Annotated in this window: 11 protein-coding genes; 3 read left to right on the plus strand and 8 right to left on the minus strand. The window is 67.9% G+C overall.

Annotated features, from left to right (window positions below; translation table 11 throughout):
* Positions 1–64: 64 nt before the first annotated feature.
* Entirely contained in the window at positions 65–1,081 is a 1,017-nt protein-coding gene (locus tag ACFUTX_RS16220) for a LacI family DNA-binding transcriptional regulator (RefSeq protein ID WP_378867071.1), read from the plus strand.
* 55 nt (positions 1,082–1,136) lie between these two features.
* Here the strand turns inward: ACFUTX_RS16220 and rhaS are convergent, their stop codons facing one another.
* From rhaS to ACFUTX_RS16240, 4 genes are all read right to left on the minus strand, one after another.
* Positions 1,137–2,189 carry a rhamnose ABC transporter substrate-binding protein gene (gene rhaS, locus ACFUTX_RS16225; protein WP_378867074.1) on the minus strand — a complete coding sequence of 351 codons (1,053 nt, stop codon included), beginning with the start codon at positions 2,187–2,189 and terminating at the stop codon, positions 1,137–1,139.
* 69 nt (positions 2,190–2,258) lie between these two features.
* Complete coding sequence (locus ACFUTX_RS16230; protein WP_378867077.1) at positions 2,259–3,317, minus strand: ABC transporter permease; 1,059 nt, start codon at positions 3,315–3,317, stop codon at positions 2,259–2,261.
* Positions 3,314–4,354 carry an ABC transporter permease gene (locus ACFUTX_RS16235; protein WP_378867080.1) on the minus strand — a complete coding sequence of 347 codons (1,041 nt, stop codon included), beginning with the start codon at positions 4,352–4,354 and terminating at the stop codon, positions 3,314–3,316. Before ACFUTX_RS16235 ends, ACFUTX_RS16230 begins: the two co-directional genes overlap by 4 nt.
* Entirely contained in the window at positions 4,351–5,877 is a 1,527-nt protein-coding gene (locus ACFUTX_RS16240) for a sugar ABC transporter ATP-binding protein (RefSeq protein WP_378867083.1), read from the minus strand. The genes ACFUTX_RS16235 and ACFUTX_RS16240 overlap by 4 nt, the downstream gene beginning before the upstream one ends.
* A gap of 137 nt (positions 5,878–6,014) precedes the next feature.
* Here ACFUTX_RS16240 and ACFUTX_RS16245 point away from each other — a divergent pair, with 137 nt between their 5' ends.
* The gene (locus tag ACFUTX_RS16245; RefSeq protein WP_378867086.1) at positions 6,015–7,019 is read left to right on the plus strand and encodes a LacI family DNA-binding transcriptional regulator; all 1,005 of its coding nucleotides are present in this window, start codon (positions 6,015–6,017) and stop codon (positions 7,017–7,019) included.
* Here the strand turns inward: ACFUTX_RS16245 and ACFUTX_RS16250 are convergent, their stop codons facing one another.
* Positions 7,020–12,068: a family 78 glycoside hydrolase catalytic domain gene (locus ACFUTX_RS16250; RefSeq protein WP_378867088.1), complete on the minus strand. Its 5,049-nt coding sequence runs from the start codon at positions 12,066–12,068 to the stop codon at positions 7,020–7,022.
* Positions 12,069–12,090: 22 nt separating this feature from the next.
* The gene (locus ACFUTX_RS16255) at positions 12,091–13,431 is read right to left on the minus strand and encodes an MFS transporter (RefSeq protein ID WP_378867091.1); all 1,341 of its coding nucleotides are present in this window, start codon (positions 13,429–13,431) and stop codon (positions 12,091–12,093) included.
* A 42-nt stretch (positions 13,432–13,473) separates the two neighbouring features.
* On the opposite strand from ACFUTX_RS16255, the gene ACFUTX_RS16260 reads away from it, so the two are divergent.
* Entirely contained in the window at positions 13,474–14,526 is a 1,053-nt protein-coding gene (locus tag ACFUTX_RS16260; protein ID WP_378867094.1) for a LacI family DNA-binding transcriptional regulator, read from the plus strand.
* Positions 14,527–14,935: 409 nt separating this feature from the next.
* On the opposite strand, the gene ACFUTX_RS16265 is transcribed toward ACFUTX_RS16260, so the two are convergent.
* On the minus strand, positions 14,936–15,808 hold the full coding sequence (locus ACFUTX_RS16265; RefSeq protein WP_378867097.1) for a DUF2971 domain-containing protein: 873 nt from the start codon (positions 15,806–15,808) through the stop codon (positions 14,936–14,938).
* A 433-nt stretch (positions 15,809–16,241) separates the two neighbouring features.
* The gene (locus tag ACFUTX_RS16270; protein WP_378867100.1) at positions 16,242–17,129 is read right to left on the minus strand and encodes a DUF2971 domain-containing protein; all 888 of its coding nucleotides are present in this window, start codon (positions 17,127–17,129) and stop codon (positions 16,242–16,244) included.
* Positions 17,130–17,823: the final 694 nt, after the last annotated feature.

Below are 17,823 nucleotides of genomic sequence, written 5' to 3' on the forward strand. Positions count from 1 at the left end.
TTTCAAAGCGTATCGGCATGTATCGTTTCACGCAACTCATCGATCCACGCGAAGTGAGGTGCAGATGTCGGTCAGCGTCAAAGATGTCGCGGCGCGCGCCGGAGTGTCGGTAGGTACGGTGTCGAACGTGCTCAATCGGCCCGACAAGGTGTCGCCCGACACGGTGAGACGCGTCCAGGCGGCGATCGAGGCGCTCGGCTTCGTGCGCAACGACGCCGCCCGCCAGCTGCGCGCCGGGCACAGTCGCAGCATCGGGCTCGTCGTGCTCGACGTGGGCAACCCGTTCTTCACCGATGTCGCTCGCGGTGCCGAGCGGCGGGCGGCGGAGAGCGACCTGTCCATCCTGCTCGGCAACAGCGACGACGACGCCTCCCGCGAGGCCCGTTACCTCGACCTGTTCGAGCAGCAGCGCGTGTACGGCGTGCTCATCACGCCGGTCGACGACGCGATGGACCGGCTGGACAGGCTGCGGGAACGCGGCATTCCCGCCGTGCTCGTCGACCGCCCCAGCGATGGAGGGGATTTCTCGTCCGTCGCGGTGGACGATGTCGGCGGGGGCTACCTCGCGGCGCATCATCTTCTGGAGACCGGCCGGCGACGAATCGCGTTCGTCGGCGGTCCGGCGACCACCCGGCAGGTGAGCGACCGGCTCACCGGCGCGCGTCGCGCAGTTGCCGAGCATCCGGATGCCTCCCTCGAGGTGATCGAGACGGCCGCGCTCACGGTGCTCGAGGGCCGGGCGGCGGGCGAGCAGCTGCGCAGCCGTCCGGCCGCGGAGCGTCCGGACGCGGTGTTCGCGGCCAACGACCTGCTGGCGATGGGCGTGCTGCAGGCGCTGGTCATGCTCGGCTCGATCTCCGTGCCCGAGGACGTCGCGATCATCGGCTACGACGACATCGACTTCGCGTCGGCGGCCGTCGTGCCGCTGTCGTCGATTCGTCAGCCGAGCGAGCTGATCGGCCGGCGGGCGGTCGAGCTGCTGCTCGGCGCGATCGAAGAAGGACGGCCCACCGAGCAGGTGACCTTCCGGCCCGAACTGATCGTGCGTCATTCCACCCGTCCGAGATCGTCGTCATCGTGATGCCCGAGGCGCCCGGTCCGCATTCGCGAACCGGGCGCCCTGAGAGCGACTGGGCTTAGAAGTCGAAGTCGCCGATGTTCTCCGCGTCGAACACGTAGGGGTCGCCGAGGAGGACGCTCGCGTCGGGGCCCACCTCGAACGAGCCGAGCTTGCCGGCTTCGAACGTGTCGCCCTCTTCGCCGGTGATCTCCCCGGTGATGAGCGCCTGCGTGGCCCACGCCGCCAGGTAGCCGAGGTCGGCCGGGTTCCACAGCGCGAACGCGGTGACCGTGCCGTCCTCGACGTACTCGCGCATCTGGTTCGGGGTGCCAAGACCGGTGAGGGCCACCTTGCCCTTGTACTCCGAGCTCGACAGGTAGCGGGCCGCCGCCGAGATGCCCACGGTCGTCGGGCTGATGATGCCCTTCAGCTCGGGGTAGGTCTGCAGCAGCGCCGCGGTCTTGTCGAACGAGGTCTGGTCGTCGTCGTCACCGTAGGCGACCTCGACGAGCTCGACGTCGGGGTGGTTGGCGGCCAGCTCCTCCTCCATCAGCTCGATCCAGGCGTTCTGGTTGGTGGCGTTGGCCGAGGCCGACAGGATCGCGATCTGACCCTCGTCGCCGATCTGCTCGGTGATGAGGTCGACCTGCACCTTCGCGATGCCCTCGGCCGTGGCCTGGTTGATGAACAGGTCACGACACTCCGGGTTGGTGTCGGAGTCGAAGGTCACGACCTTGACCCCCGCCGAACGGGCCTCATCCAGCGCGTCGCACAGCGCCTCCGGGTCGTTGGCCGACACGATCAGGCCACCCGCGCCCTGCTGCGCCGCGGTCTGGATGTACTGCACCTGCGACGTGGGCGACGCCTCCGACGGGCCGACCTCCTCGAACGTGCCGCCGAACTCCTCGGTCGCCTCTTCGGCGCCCCCGGTGGAGGTGTCGAAGTACGGGTTGCCGAGATTCTTGGGCAGCATCGTGATCGACAGGTTGGCGTCGCCGCTGTCCCCGCCGTCTCCACCGTCCGACGGGTTCCCGCCGCTGCCGCCGGCGCAGCCGGCCGCGACGAGCGTGACACCCACGGCGAGAGCGGCGACCACGCCGGCGCGCCGCGTGCGCTTCATTCCGAACATCATTGTTTCCTTCCCTGGTGCAGGCTGCGAGGTGCGGGCTGCGTTGTGGTGTGTGGTGCTCTGGGATCGCTACGGCGCTTCCGGCGCGCCGTCTCGCCCCTTCCTCTTCCCGATGGCGGCGGCCCGGCGGACCTGAAGCCATGCGAGCAGGCTGGACGACACCACGGAGACGATCAGGAGCAGTCCCGTGATGACGTTGATGATGTCGCTCGTGACACCGGCGAGGCGCAGGGCGCTGCCGAGTGTGCCGATGAGCAGAACGCCGGCGATGACACCGTGCAACGCACCGCGTCCGCCGAAGATCGAGACGCCGCCGAGGAGCACCGCGGCGATGACCTGCAGCTCCATGCCCATGGCGTTGTCCCCCCGGGCGTTGGAGTAGAGCAGCGTGAAGTACACGCCGGCGAAACCCGAAACGGCGCCGCTCAGCACGAACAGCAGGAACTTCGTGCGGCCGACGTCGATGCCCGAGAACGACGCGGCCTCCTTGCTGAGGCCGATCGCGTACAGCGAGCGGCCGAACGGGGTGAAGTGGAGCACGATCGCGAACACGATCGCCAGCACCGCGAACGGGATCATGATCATCGGGATCGGAGTGCCGGGGATGTTCGCCTTGGCGAGGTCCGTCCACTCCTCGGGGAACTCCGTGATGGCCGTGGTCCCCAGCAGACCGACCGCGATGCCGCGGAAGAGCGCGAGCGTGCCGATCGTGACCGCGAGCGAAGGCAGACCGACGACGGTGATGAGGAACCCATTGAAGGCGCCCGCGATCGTGCCGACGATGACGGCGACCACGGCCGCCACGGGGAACGGCAACCCGGCTTGGGTCAGGATGCCGGTCATCACCGACGACAGGCCCACGATGCTCGCCACCGAGAGGTCGATCTCCTCGGTGATGATGATGAGCGTCATCGGCAGTGCGATCAGCAGGATCGGCGCGACGTCGCGCAGCAGGTAGGTGACCGTCAGAGGGCTGTCGAAGTTGCGCACCGTGCCGAGGGCGATGACGATCACCAGCAGCAGGATCGCGATGATGGCGGACTCGCGGGTGAAGAGCGCCCTACGCCAGGCAGGCTTGGCGTGCGCCTTGTAGTCGCGCCGGGCCGGGGCATCCGTCAACGCGGTCATCGTGTCTCCTCCCGCTGTGCGATGAGTCGTCGGTGCTGTCGCACGGCGAGCACGCGGTCCAGGACGATGGCGCCGAGGATCAGCACGCCGACGACCGCCCGCTGCCAGAAGTCGTCGATGCCGAGGATCGGGAGCGCGCGGTTGATCGTGAGAAGGAGGAACGCCCCGATGGCCGCCCCCCACACCGTGCCGACGCCACCGGAGATCGCGACCCCGCCGATGACCGCGGCGCCGATCGCCTGGAGCTCCCAGCCGAAGCCGGCGGCTGAGCTCACGGTGCCGTAGCGAGCGGCGTACAGGACGCCGGCGAGACCGGCCAGCGCGCCGCTGGTGACGAAGGCCGCAATGATGCGGCGGGTGACGCGGAGTCCGTAGAGGTGCGCCGCGGCCGGGTCGGAGCCGATCGCGTAGAGCTCGCGGCCGCTGCGGAGGTTGCGCAGGTACCAGGCTGCGACGACGAGCACCACCAGGGCGATGATCGTGAGGATCGGGATGCCGAGGATGCGATCGGTGCCGAGCGCCCGGAAGTCGGCGGGCAGGTCGGAGGCGTTGATGCGGTCGCTGCCGGTCCAGGCGACGTTGATGCCGCGGTAGATGTACATCGTGCCGAGGGTGATGACGAGGGCCGGAACACGCGCGAACGCGACGAGAGAGCCGTTGATGAGGCCCAGGAGGCCGCCCAGCAGAACCCCGCCGGCGAAGACGCCGATGAGGGGGATGCCCGGGATGTCGATGAACAGCCGGCCCGTGAGGTAGGCCGTGAGACCCACGATCGAGCCGACCGACAGGTCGACGTTGCGGGTGATGATCACGATCGCCGAGCCAACGGCGACCAGAAGAAGCAGCGACGGCGTGAGGAGCAGGTCGCGGAAGCCGTCGCCCGAGAACAGGAACGTCGGGTTGCTGACGGTCGCGAACAGGATGACGAGCAGCAGCGCGACGAGGATGCCCGTCTCGCGGGCCGTGCCGATGCGCCGCACCAGTTTCGAGGCCGCGCTCATCCCCGGTTCCACGGTGGGAGTGACGGTCGCGGTCATCGGGCCACCTCCGCGTCTGCGGTCGCGGCGAACATGACCGCCTCGGGAGTGGCGTGCTCACGCGGGAACTCGCCGGTGAGCCGGCCCTCCCGCATGACGAGGACGCGGTCGGCCATACCCAGCACCTCCGGGAGCTCGGACGAGATCATGAGGATGGCGAGGCCCTCCTGAGCCAGTTGCGACAGCAGCCGGTGCACTTCGGCTTTCGTGCCCACGTCGATCCCTCGTGTGGGTTCGTCGACGATGAGCACCTTCGGCTCGGTCGCGAGCCACTTGCCGAGAACGACCTTCTGCTGGTTGCCGCCCGAGAGGGTGCCGGCCTCGGCGTCGAGCGCGGCCGTCTTGACCTCGAGCCGGCTCGCCCACACCTGCGCGGCACGGTTCTCGAGTCCAGACCACAGCAGGCCCCACTTCGCGAGCTTCGAACGGATCGCGAGGGTGATGTTGCGCGAGACGCCGTCGTCGAGCACGAGACCCTGCTTGCGGCGGTCCTCGGGCACGAGGGCGATCCCGCGCGACGTGGCCAGGCGGGGATTGCCCTTGGGGAGGCTCCTGCCGAGGAGCGTGACGGACCCGGACTCGTAGACGTCCACGCCGAAGACGGCGCGCGCGACCTCGCTGCGCCCGGCTCCGACGAGACCAGCGAGACCGACGATCTCCCCCGCGCGCAGCGTGAAGGAGATGTCGCGGAATACCCCCTTGCGGGTCAGGCCCCGCACATCGAGGACGACGTCGCGCACCTCGGACGGCAACTTCGGGAACAACTCGGTGACGTCGCGCCCGACCATCTGACGGACGAGCTCGTCCACGGTGGTGTCGGCGATCGGCGTCGTGTCGACGTACGAGCCGTCACGCATGACGGTGACGGTGTCGCACAGCGCGAAGACCTCGTCGAAGCGGTGCGAGATGAACAGGAGGGCCCGGCCTTCGTCGCGCAGGCTGCGGGCGACGGCGAAGAGCCGCTCGACCTCGACACCCGACAGCGCTGCGGTCGGCTCATCCATGATCAGCACGCGCGCGTCGAGGGAGATGGCCTTGGCGATCTCGATGATCTGCTGGTCGGCGATCGACAGGCCCTCGGTGACGCGATCCGGGTCGAGGGCAACCCCGAGACGCTGGAAGATCTCGATGGCCTCGGCGCGCATCGCCTTGCGGTCGATGCGACCGAAGCGGTTGTGGGGCTGGCGGCCCATGAAGATGTTCTCGGTCACCGAGAGGTCGGGGAAGAGCGTCGGCTCCTGGTAGATGACGGCGATGCCCGCCGCCTTCGACTGGGCCGTGCTCGTGAAGTCGACGGACTCGCCGTCGAGCAGGAACTCGCCGGCGTCGCGACGGTAAAGCCCGGCGACGATCTTGACGAGGGTCGACTTGCCGGCCCCGTTCTCGCCGATGAGGGCATGGATGGAGCCGGCCTGAAGCGTGAGGCTTCCGGAGCGCAGGGCCACGACGGGTCCGAACGACTTCACCACCCTTCGCAGCTCCAGCGCCGGGTGCGGCGCGGCGGGGGCGACGTCTGCTGCCACGGCGGCCTCCTCGTTGAGGTGAAGATTGGTGAATCGATTCAGGCGGGTTTCAGGCTACTGTATGGACACGAGCGAAATCGGTCAAGTCCAGACGCGACAGTGACCGAAACGTGATCCGACAAGGGAGTGGGGGCGACGTGCCAGTGAGCATCCGCGACGTCGCGCAACGCGCCGGCGTCTCCGTGGGCACGGTCTCGAACGTCCTGAACCGGCCTGCCGAGGTCTCGGCCGAGTCGGTCGCGCGGGTCAGCCGGGCCATCGACGAACTCGGCTACGTTCGCAACGATGCCGCGCGAAAGCTGCGGGCCGGCGTGAGCACGACGGTCGGATTCGTGGTTCTCGACGGGCAGAATCCGTTCTACAGCGACGTCGTACGCGGTGCCGAGGACGAAGCGACCACGCACGGCATCGCCATCCTCTATGGCAACACCGACGAGGATCCGGCGCGAGAAAAGCTCTACCTCGATCTCTTCGAGGAGCAGCAGGTCCGGGGGTTGCTGATCGCCCCGTACGGCGATGTGAACACCCGACTCGAACGACTGCGATCCCGCGGAATCGCCACCGTCCTGGTGGATCGATTCAGCGGCGACGGGCGATTCTCATCCGTCTCGGTGGACAGTGTCGTCGGGGGTCGATTGGCAGCCGAGCACCTCATCGACACGGGCCGCAGACGCATCGCGTTCGTGGGCGGGCCTTTCGACATCCGGCAGGTGAACGACCGTCTGGCGGGAGCGCGCGTCGCCGCGGAGAACGCCGGCGCCGACCTGGAAGTGGTCGCCACCGCGGCGATGACGGTGGAGGACGGCGTCGCTGCGGGCGCCCGCATCCTCTCCCGGCCGCAGCGCGACTGGCCAGACGCCCTCTTCGCGGCGAACGATCTGCTCGCTTTGGGGCTGCTGCAGTCGCTGGTGGTGGGCGGACGGATGCTGGTGCCCCACGCCATCGCGATCATCGGGTTCGACGACATCCCCTTCGCCGCGGCGGCCGCCGTTCCCCTGTCGTCGATCCGTCAGCCCAGCCGCATGATCGGCCGCACCGCCCTCCGGATCGTGCTCGAGGAAGCGGCCGACCCCGAGAGCATCCCGCGGCAGACCGTGTTCCAGCCGGAACTCGTCGTGAGGGCGTCGACCGCTCCCCGTTGATCAGGAGCTGCGACTGAGGTCGACGAGCTGCTCGAGCGCGGCATCCGGGATCTCGACGCCCGGGAACCGGGCGAACTGGCTCATCGGCATGGACTCGACCATCTTGAGCATGTTCTCGTTCTCGGATGCCGCGGCCAGCTGCTCTTCGGTCGCGCCCGCCATCATCGCCTGCATGAGGGCGGGGCCGACGACGGGGTGACCGAACCACTGCCCGACGGTGGAGTCCAGGCTCAGAGGCTCGGGCCGATCCGTGTCGCCTTCCAGCGTGACGACCGCGCTCGCGAGGACGGATGCCGATGACCGGCCGATCTCGATCCGGTACTCCCCCGGCTCGACCTTCCACGTCTTCTTGACGACGTCCCAATAGGCGAATGCCCGGCGCGGAAGTTCGAGCTCGAGGGTCTGCGCCGCTCCCGGTTCCAGCTCCACTTTGTCGAACCCGGCGAGCTCGCGCAGAGGGCGGCGCACCGCCGAGGCGCCGGGCGCGACGTACACCTGGACGATCTCGGCGCCCGACACCGAACCGGTGTTGCGGACGGTGACCCGCGCGAGCGCGGAGTCGGGGCCTGCCACCGAGACCTTCAGGCCGTCGTAGTCGAACGTCGTGTACGAGAGACCGTAGCCGAACGGGTAACGGACGGGCTGCTTCGCGGTCGCGTAGTAGCGATAGCCGACGAAGACGCCCTCGCCGTACCGCACGGTCTCGTTCTCGCCGGGGAAGTTCAGGAACGAGGGAGTGTCTTCGAGCCGATACGGGATCGACTCGGCGAGTCGACCCGACGGGTTGACGGCCCCCGTGAGCACGTCGGCGAGCGCGCCGCCCACGGCCTGGCCCAGTGCCCACCCTTCCACGATCGCGTCGACGGCGTCGTGCCAGGGTTCGAGAGTGACCACCCCGCCGTTGGACAGCACCACGACCGTGCGCGCGGCGCGTGCGGCGACCGCCTCGATCAGCGCGACATGGTCCGCGGGGAGGTCGATGGTGGTCCGGTCGAAGCCTTCCGACTGGTCCTTTTCGTAGAGTCCCACGAACACGACGGCGACGTCCGATTCTGCGGCGAGCTCTGCGGCGTCCGCTCGAAGCTCCGCAGCGTCCGCCCCGCCGTCGACGGCGTAACCCGGCGCATATGCGAGGTTCTCGGCCCCCAGTGCCCGTCGAAGCTCGTCCAGCGGGATGTCGAGGCGGGTGGGGTTCACGTGCGAACTTCCGCCGCCCTGGAACTGCGGTCGGACGGCGAGTTCGCCGAGCACCGCCACCTTCTGCCCCGGCGCGAGCGGCAGGACGTCGTTCTCGTTGCGCAGGAGGACGATGGCGGCGCCCGCGGCGCGACGAGCGAGAGCGTGGTGCTCGTCGACGTCGAACGACGGGGTATCGCCGGTCGACCGGGTGCGGTCGACGAGCGCGGCGACCCGGGCAGCGGCCTGTTCGACCGTCGCCCGGTCGAGGCGTCCGTCGCGGACCGCGGCGAGGATCGCCTCCGTCCCTTCGTCTCCCGTGCCGGGCATCTCGAGGTCGAGTCCGGCGCGGAGCGCTTCGACGCGATCCTTGATCGCACCCCAGTCCGAGACCACGAGGCCCTCGAAGCCCCATTCGTCGCGGAGCAGCTCGGTGAGCAGCCAGCGGTTCTCTGACGCGAACACCCCGTTGACGGCGTTGTAGGCGCTCATCACGGAGGTGGGCGAAGCATCCTTCACCACTCGTTCGAAGGCCGGAAGGTAGATCTCGCGCAGCGCGCGCTCGTCGACCTCGGCGCTCACGCGCATGCGGTCGGTCTCCTGGTTGTTGACCGCGAAGTGCTTGAGCGACGTGCCCACCCCGGTGGACTGCACGCCGCGCACGTACTCCGTCGCGAGAACGCCGGTGAGCAACGGGTCTTCCGAGAGGTATTCGAAGGTGCGGCCACCCAGCGGCGAGCGCTTGATGTTGATCGCCGGCCCCAGAAGCATGTTCACGTCGAGCGCTCGCGCCTCGCACCCGAGGGCGACACCGACCTCGTGGACGAGTGCGCGGTCCCAGGTCGAGCCCATCGCCACGCCGGGCGGGAAGCAGGTCGAGGGCAACGACTGGTGGAAGCCGAGGTTGTCTTCGGTGCCTCGCTGGCGGCGGACGCCATGGGGCCCGTCGACCATCACCATCGAATCGACGCCGGCGGTCTCCCGTGTCGACCAGAAGTCGCGCCCGGAGAGCAGGGCGGCCTTCTCGCGGAGCTCCTGGTCGTCCTCCGGAGCGGGGAACGCGAAGATGTCGGGCGGGATGATCTCTCCCGCGTTCAGCGCGGCGAAGCCGCGCTCGAGGTCGGCGAGCACCCCGGCCGGGTCGGGCAGCATCCCGGTGATCTGCCGCGGCGTCACGTCGTCCTGACCGCGAAGGCCGCCGGACATGTGCTCCGCGGCGCCGGGAACCCACTTGGCGATGACGCCCGTGAGCACCTCGAGGGCACCCTTGTCGTCCACGATGTCGCCCATCCGCGAGTCCACGGTGAACTCCCGCCGCGCGTCGGTCTCCACCTCGAACGGCTCAGTCCATTCGTGGGTGCCGCTGGACACCTGGTGCGTCGCACCGGAGGGCAGAACGACGTCCGCCGACGTTCCGGCGGGAATCTTCACCGTGACCTTGATGCGCCCGTCCGAGATCTCCCAACCGCTGGCTGCCCTGCCGTACGGGGTGTTCAGGGTGGCGGAAGCCGACGTCAGCCCGCGCCGCGGGGGCTGCGGTGCGATGCGCAGACGACGGTAACCCGGGGCCGCCGGCGCCAGTCCCGCGACGACCCGGTGCATCCAGTCGGCGACGGCGCCGAACGCGTAGTGGTTGAAGGACGTCATGCCGCTGGGGTTGACCGTCCCGTCGGGCAGAAGCGAATCCCATCTCTCCCAGATCGTGGTCGCCCCCTGCTCGACGGTGTACAGCCAGGACGGCGCCTCGGTCTGCAGCAGCAGTCGGTAGGCGACGTCGGCATGCCCGTGGGCGCTGAGAGCGTCGGTGATGATCGGCGTGCCGATGAAGCCGGTGGAGATCTTGTAGCCGTTGCCGGCCACGATCTCGGCGAGACGATCCGCTGCCCTCGTGCGCTCGTTGGCGTCGTCGATCAGGTCGAAGACGAGGGCCAGCGCGTAGGCGGTCGCCGAATCCGACAGCACCCGCCCCGACCGCGAGACGTACTCGCGGTGAAACGCCCGCTTCACCTCATCGGCGAGCCGGCCATAGGTCGCCGCCTGTTCCGACCGTCCGAGCAGCGCGGCCGCGTCGGCGACGATCCGTGCAGACCGGGCGAAGTACGCCGTCGCGACGATCTCGGCGTAGGTCTGCGCCTGCTCCGGGCGGTTCGGGGGTGCGGTCGGATCGAGCCAGTCGCCGAACTGGAAGCCGGCGCTCCAGATCCGGTCCTCGCCGGCGGCCGCGGTCACTTCGTCCACCCACGCGACCATGCTGTCGAACTGCGTCTCGAGCACGCCGAGGTCGCCGTACGCCTGGTAGATCGTCCATGGCACGACGGTCGCGGCATCCGCCCATCCCGCCGTCGGTCCTGTGTAGCCGGTGACGATCGCCGGCACGACCATCGGGGTTCCGCCGTAGGTCTTCTGCTCGAGGGCGAGGTCCTTGAGCCAGGACGTGAGGAACCCGGCCGAGTCGTAGAGGTACGTGGCGGTCGGGGCGAACACCTGCAGGTCGCCTGTCCACCCCAGACGCTCGTCGCGCTGCGGGCAGTCGGTGGGGATGTCGACGAAGTTGCCCTTCATCCCCCACACCACGTTCTCGTGCAGGCGATCGACGAGCGGATGCGTCGTCTCGAACCATCCCGTCCGCTCCATGTCGGAGTGCAGAACCTCGGCGATGATCGCCGTCGGGTCGAACTTCCCCGGCCATCCGGTGACCTCGGCATACCGGAAGCCGTGGAAGGTGAACCGCGGAGCCCAGGTCTCGACGCCGTTCCCCGCGAGCGTGTAGGTGTCGGTGGCCTTCGCGCCGCGCAGCGGCTCGACCGCGAGTTCGCCGCGTTCGAGCACCTCGGCGTGCCGGAGCGTCACGACCGCGCCCGCGGCACCGTCGACCGTGATCCGCAGCCGGCCGACGAGGTTCTGCCCGAAATCGAGGATGGTCTTCCCCGAGGGCGAAGTCGTCACGGCTTCGACCGGTCGGGTCTCGACGACCCGCACCGGCGGTCCGTCCGGAGCCGCGAGCTGCACCCCGCCGAGATCGCGCACCGCCACGGGAGTCCACGCAGACGCATCGGCACCGGGCGTGGACCACGCGGCGTCGAACGCCCGGGCGTCGTAGTCCTCGCCGTTGTAGAGGTCGGCGGACCGGATCGGCCCCTCGCCCGCCAGCCAGTCCGAACCCGAGACGACGGTCTGTCGCGAACCGTCGGCATAGTCGATCTCGAGCTGAACGAGCACCCCGAGCTCGGAACCGTAGAGCGCCTTCTTGTCTCCCCAGCCGAGATAGCCGCGCCACCAGCTGTCGCCCAGCCACGCTCCCACGACGTTGTCACCCGAAGCCACGAGCTCGGTGACGTCGTACGTCAGGTACCGCAGCCGCGATCCGTACGCTGTCCAGCCGGGCGCAAGTTCGTCGTCGCCGACCCGGTGCCCGTTGAGCTCCAGCTGGAACAGCCCGTGCGCCGTCGCATACACGCGGGCTCGGACGATGGTCTTCGACGCGGCCACGAACGCGCCCCGCACCAGCGGGGACGCGATGGACGCGTCGGCCGGGCCGACCATCTCGGCGACCCAGTCGGACGCGTCGAGAAGGCCCGCTTCCACCGCCGACCAGTCGCTCCATTCGCTGGTGGTCCCGTCGGCGCCCATCACGCGCACGCGCAGCTCACGGCGCTCCCGACTCGACAGCCCCGCGAAGGGCCACGGCACGAGCACCGACTCGTCGCTCTCCACCTCGGCGCTGCCGCCGCCACGCTCCTCGATCTCGTACCGCACCTGCGACCAGTCATCGGGGGCCGAAGAGATGACCCACGACAGCCGGGGCCGAGCGTCGCCGATGCCGAAGGCGGAGCGGTGGTGCTCGAAGCGGAGGGAAGTGACGGCGGGAGACATGGAGGGGCTTCCTGAGTTCGGTTCAGCGGACGGAGCGGATGCGCAGCACCACGGCGCCCGCGAGGACGACGGCGACAGCCGCGACGATGAACAGCAGCGTGTAGTTCCGCTCGTCGCCGGTGACGCCGATGAGCAGGATGCCGGAGGCGATCAGCGGGGCGACGGACTGCGGGATCGAGGTCGCGAATCCGGTGATGCCCATGAAACGCCCGGCATCTGTCTCGCGCTCGGGGAGCACATCGAGAAGCAGAGCCTGGTCGACGGCCGCGAAGAGGCCGAGGCCGAGCGACGTCGTGAGCGAGCCCGCGACGAGCAGCGCCAGATCCGGCGCGAAGGCCTGGAGCAGCATCCCGACCGCCATGATCAGCCCGCCCACCAGGACGAACAGCCGGCGCCGCTTGAGCCGGTCCGAGAGGAACCCTCCGCCGATGGCGCCTGCCGTGACGGCGAGGATGCCGCCGAGGCTCAGCGAGGCGATGATGCCCGCCACCGACTCGACGCTGATGCCCAGACGGTCGGCGAAGAAGAACGCCGTGAAGGTCGTGTTGAGCGTGATGCCCGTATAGAAGAGGAAGCGGCCGAGCCAGTTCCACGAGAAGTCGGGGTACCTGCGCGGGTTGTAGACGTACTTGGCGAGAAGCTGCCCCACCGTGATGGGGTCCTTGGGAAGACCGCGGCTGTCGTCCTCGTGCACCAGCGTGACGAAGAGGAGCACGAACAGCACGCCCACCGCACCCGGAAGCAGGAACAGCAGCAACGGGTCGCCGGTGAAGAACTGGGCGAGGACGACGCCGAAGACCGGCGCGATCTGCGTCGCGAAGCTCGTGAGCCCGGCGACCTTGCCGCGCTGCGACTCGGGCAGGCGATCGGCGGTCGAGATCTGCAGGTTGCTCAGGGTCGTGCCCCAGCCCCACTGGGCCAGGATCCAGCCGAAGCCCACGATGAACACGTTGGGGGCGAGGGCCATCACGATCAGTGACAGCACGCCGACGAGCACCCCGCCGATCATGAACGGTCGGCGGCGACCGATGCGGGTGCGGGTGCGATCGCTCCAGATGCCCATGAACGGCGAGGTCAGCATCACGAACAGCGCGCCGGCGCCGGTGATGTAGCCGAGATACTCCGGATGCCCCGGGGCGAGCGTGTTCACGCGGATCGTGAGCGAGATCGCCAGCGGAGTGATGAAGGCCATGAACACGCCGAACTGCGCCAGCACCATGAACCAGATGTAGCGAGCGCTCACCTTGGGCAGGTCGCCGCCGGTCGCGGCGATCTCGTCGAGCGCTACCGCGTCGATGACGGGAGCGGGAACGGATGCCGGGAGCGGCGTCACGAGCGGATCGTCATTGCTCGGAGTGGTCATGAGTGACTCCATTGTCGGGTGAGAGAATACTAGCGCGTGCTAGTGACTGAGCGAGATGCTACGGTACTTTCACTAGCGCGCGCAAGTCAGGAGTCCGGATTGTCTACCGCCGCAGCACCCAAACGAGTCACCGCCGCGGACGTCGCCCGATCATTGGGGCTCTCCCGTGCGACGGTGGGCTTCGTCCTGAACGACACTCCCGGCCAAACCATCCCGGAGGCCACCCGTGAGCGCGTCCTCGCCGAGGCGAAGCGGCTCGGCTACCGGGCGAACTCGGCAGCTCGTGCGCTTGCGAGCGGGCGGAGCCGCATCATCCTGCTCGTGCTTCCCGAGTGGCCGCTCGACTACAGCATGCGCTCGCACCTCGACGAAGCCTCCCTCGCTCTGGACGAGGCGGGATACTCGCTGGTGACGATGACCCCCCACCCCGGCGGACAGGCGCGGCCTCTCTGGGAGACGCTGCGACCCGACGTGGTGATCGGCATGACGCCCTTCGATCGGGAGCGACTCGCCGAGATCCGGGCGAGCGGGGTTCCCCATGTCATCCCGCCGGTGCCTTCCGGTGCGGACGGATCCGTCGGCGACCTCGGCTTCGCGAGAGGCCCTCGCCTTCAGGTGGAGCACCTGCTCCACACCGGGCGACGGCGCCTCGCGTTCGCCGCCTCGCCCGATCCTCGCGTCGCCGACCTGGTCCACCAGCGACGGGAGCTGGCTCTGCGCACCCTCGTCGAGGCGACCGGCTCGGGATTCGCGGACGAGGCTGCGCTCACCGAGACGAATGCCGCGGCGACGGTGGAGAGCTGGCGCGACATGGCCATCGAAGGAGTGGTCGCCTATAACGACGACATCGGCGCGCTCGTCCTCGGCGCCGCGCTGCGCGGGGGAATCGAGGTCCCCGGTCGCCTCGCCGTCATCGGCCACGACGACACCCCCGTGGCGCGCCTCATCGTGCCTGCCTTGTCGAGCGTGCGCATCGACACGGCGGGGCTCGGGCGGTACCTGGCGGCGCTGGCGCTCAGCGCGACGGGCGAGGCGCCCGCACCGACAGCGGGACCGGAGACCGACGCCACGCTCGTGGCACGCGAGACGACATAGCGCGTCGGGGGTCGCGTCGGAGGTGCGGTTCTCCTGCGGGAGGTGCAGCTCCTGCCTGCCCCTCGAACGCCGCGCAGCTCGACCCAAGACCGGACCGGGTGCAGCGGCGTCGATCGTTGGTCCCCATCGCGGCGACGAACCGCACGGCGGATCGGACGTAACCGACCCAACGAGAAACCCCCGGATCACCGGGGGCCTTTCCGCGGAGACGGAGGGATTTGAACTCAGGCGCGGAGACATTTCATAGTGGACCCCCGCTGTGTGGGGCACTATATCGCAGGGTTCGAGATTTCATGAGTGTGCCTCGGTGTGCCGCGTTCGCCTCTGCTCTTCCCAAACCGTTCCCACGTCAATTCCGGACAGAGACGAACCACGTCTACATCTCTGTCCTGCCGTCGTCTCCGCATCCTCAAGTCGCGAGCCGGGGAAGCCGTGACCGCTTTGGTTCTATCCAATAGATCTGTTTGGAGAAGAGGACTTGCCTCGCGATATCAGTAGCCCACGGTGCGGAGTTTGGACCCGCGACGACGCCAACGACAGGTAGCTCGTACGGTCCGGGCGGCGGCGAAGAATACCGATCTCGGGGCGACTCAGCCTCGGGATCGACGCGCCTCGCGACCGCCAGCGCCGGGATGATGGTGGCACCGCGCGTTCGGAACTGGAGACCACCGCCGGAGGTTCCGGTCGGCGAGAAGTGTTGCTCAACGAGAAATCTCACCTCTTGCTCCGGAGTGAACGCCGGGTCCTTGAACAAAGCCATCAGTGCCTGCAGTTGAGCCCGCAGGAACGTCTGCGCGCGGCTCAGCGCCATCGGATCCCCTGAACCCCCCGTCCCATCTACCCTGCAGATCTGGGCCGTGGCATCCACAGTAGACATCCATTTCACTAGTCGCTCGGCGGCATTTGCCTGCTCGGCAGGGTCATAGATGACTCGGTACCAGCCCACTGGGAGCCGGCTTAGGAAGCCGTCCTCGTTCAAGCCCGCCTCTGCAAGCTCTTCGCCGGGCTCGCCCTCGTGCGTGGCTTCCCACTTGCCTGCCATGTCCAGCCCGATTGCATACCCATCCGGCTGGGCATACCCAAGCCACTGATACATCGAGTTGGTGCCCTCGCACGCTGAAACAACATGTAGACGCTTCAGGGCGTCCGCTGCGATCTCGGTCGCCGAGAACACAGGACCAAGAAGCTCAAGAACGTCCGGATGGAGGCCAGTCTTGTCCATCCCCTCCCATACCGACATTACGATTCCTGCACCGTACTCCAGTTCACTCGTGTCGTTCATTACTCGAGCTGAAGAGGCGAGCAGGTGCTGAGATTGGATGATCGCCAGGAACCCGGCCGCGCCGGTAAAGTGCCATGCCATTCCATGGGTGAGCGGCGATGGCAGCGGTGGAGGGTTCGTCGCGTCGAACAACCCATGAGGAGCCTCATCCGCCGAAGGCACTCGCGGTGGTGCACCTTCGCTCAAATGCGCCCCATCTGTCGACATGACACGACCTCCTGAACCTCGCCCTCGGCGATGGCACCGTATCGCCCATTGAGAGGGGGGCGGCAGACCATTCGGTCTACCCATTCTCGCGGTCAGTACCCACTTCAGGAGTGAGGATTTGCGACGCCCCGATCTGTCCGAAGGCTATACGGCCGCCAGATTGATCTTCGAGTAGTTCGGAGCGTTGCGCCTGTGGGCCTCCCCGCCGGGACCCACGGAAGTTTCTTCAGCAGATGATCGGACGCGCGGGGGCAAGGTTTTGGTCGACTCCATCGTCAATGAACTCAAACCCGAAGGAACCGTCCGGGAGGAGCGAGTTGTGGCAGCCGGGCGTCCCGTGGCGCCACTCCATGATCCCGATCATGAGCCGATCGATCCCCAAGCGCGCCAGTCTCGTCCCCAGCACTCGACGCTCAGGAACCGGATGATGTTCGCCGAGGATCACGCCTTCCAGCAGCCCGGCGATGGGGATGCTGGCGTGTTCGTTTCGCCACACCAAGATTCGGAACTCGTCCTCAGACTCCCAGTCCTTGTTCTTTGTGAGGAAAAGTTGATCGCGGTAGTCATGCCTCCATCTCTCCACCATGGCAGCTGGACCGACTTCGAGGTACTCCGACTCCTCGAACATGAGCCAGCCTCCGTCTGGCAGCGATTGGAGGGAGCCATCCACATACCTCACTGGGCCGCTGGCGTAAGAGCCCGCGGACAGTTCGCTCACCGCTGCAAGAGTGCGGTCTCGATCGAAGACGAGAACCGCGCCGCGGTGCTTCTCGCCATATTGATCCCAGTTGCGCGCGCGAGCGAATCCTCGGCCGAAGTAGCCGTCCGCCGATTCTTCCGTCCCTTCGACCGTGAAGCTCACTAGGTGAGTTGTGCGCCTCAGCGCGATGTTCATCTCCTCGGTCATCGAGGCCATGCGCTCGCCGTCGAATGGCCCAGGCGATGCCTGGCGCCATCCAAAGTTGTACGTGCCGCTCTCGCGGGGGTCGTTCATACGGTCCAGGGTCGACAGGCGCAGATGACCGCTGTCGAGAATTCCCGCGAGTCCGGCCGCGGACGTGTAGTGAAAGAGGAGCTCTGCCCCCTGTCCTCGCGGGCGCATAAGGAACGTCATGCCGACAGACTAGGCCTGTACATATGCAGGTGGCCCCGACTGAGGACGCCGGAACACTCAAGCACCTGACGGTGGGGTTTGCACGCACACCCGATGGGGTCTCAGCGATCACATGCGGTCACGGAACCGCATGAAATCGACACTCCGGGTCCTCAGGGAGACCATCGGGTCACACTCGGTCCGCTTCCTTTTTCCCCAAAACGTTCCCACGAGCCGTCGAAGACGGTAAACGCGCCGGTGCCATAGGAACGCGCCACCTTAGCAGGGTCAAAGCAGGACCCTGAGGCGAACGCCACCACCGCTGCCTCCCGCAGAGCGAGGGGGATTTTGCTCGTTGATCTGGCGTTTCGCCCAAACGGCTCCAATTCTCGTCAAGCACTCCAGGCACTCCACGCGTTCGAGTCAACGGCAGTCTCGAGATGCTCGGGGACACCTGGGCACACTTGGCGATGTCCAGATCGACTCCGACGCCCAGCACTTCGAGTCGGCTCCATGCTCGCACGGCGTAGCCTTTGTTACGAGTGGGCACTGGTCAATCGGCACTCCGCAGGGGTACGCATCCAGGGAGAGACACTCGCTTTGTGGCCTCGTGCCATGGCGCGCTAGATGTGATGTCCAGGGACGTTGCTACGTGAATCGCGGATGATCTGCTGACGGGTGAGGGCCTCCCGTTGTGAAGTGGAGCTGTCTAGGA

Source organism: Microbacterium sp. NPDC057407 (assembly GCF_042803895.1).
Classification (GTDB): Bacteria; Actinomycetota; Actinomycetes; order Actinomycetales; family Microbacteriaceae; genus Microbacterium.

What these genes read in the sequence shown, in the direction of transcription:
- ACFUTX_RS16220 (WP_378867071.1), top strand. Translation starts at nt 65, where the DNA reads ATGTCGGTCAGCGTCAAAGATGTCGCGGCGCGCGCCGGAGTGTCGGTA.
- rhaS (WP_378867074.1), bottom strand. Translation starts at nt 2,189, where the DNA reads ATGTTCGGAATGAAGCGCACGCGGCGCGCCGGCGTGGTCGCCGCTCTC.
- ACFUTX_RS16230 (WP_378867077.1), bottom strand. Translation starts at nt 3,317, where the DNA reads ATGACCGCGTTGACGGATGCCCCGGCCCGGCGCGACTACAAGGCGCAC.
- ACFUTX_RS16235 (WP_378867080.1), bottom strand. Translation starts at nt 4,354, where the DNA reads ATGACCGCGACCGTCACTCCCACCGTGGAACCGGGGATGAGCGCGGCC.
- ACFUTX_RS16250 (WP_378867088.1), bottom strand. Translation starts at nt 12,068, where the DNA reads ATGTCTCCCGCCGTCACTTCCCTCCGCTTCGAGCACCACCGCTCCGCC.
- ACFUTX_RS16255 (WP_378867091.1), bottom strand. Translation starts at nt 13,431, where the DNA reads ATGACCACTCCGAGCAATGACGATCCGCTCGTGACGCCGCTCCCGGCA.
- ACFUTX_RS16265 (WP_378867097.1), bottom strand. Translation starts at nt 15,808, where the DNA reads ATGAACGACACGAGTGAACTGGAGTACGGTGCAGGAATCGTAATGTCG.
- ACFUTX_RS16270 (WP_378867100.1), bottom strand. Translation starts at nt 17,129, where the DNA reads ATGACGTTCCTTATGCGCCCGCGAGGACAGGGGGCAGAGCTCCTCTTT.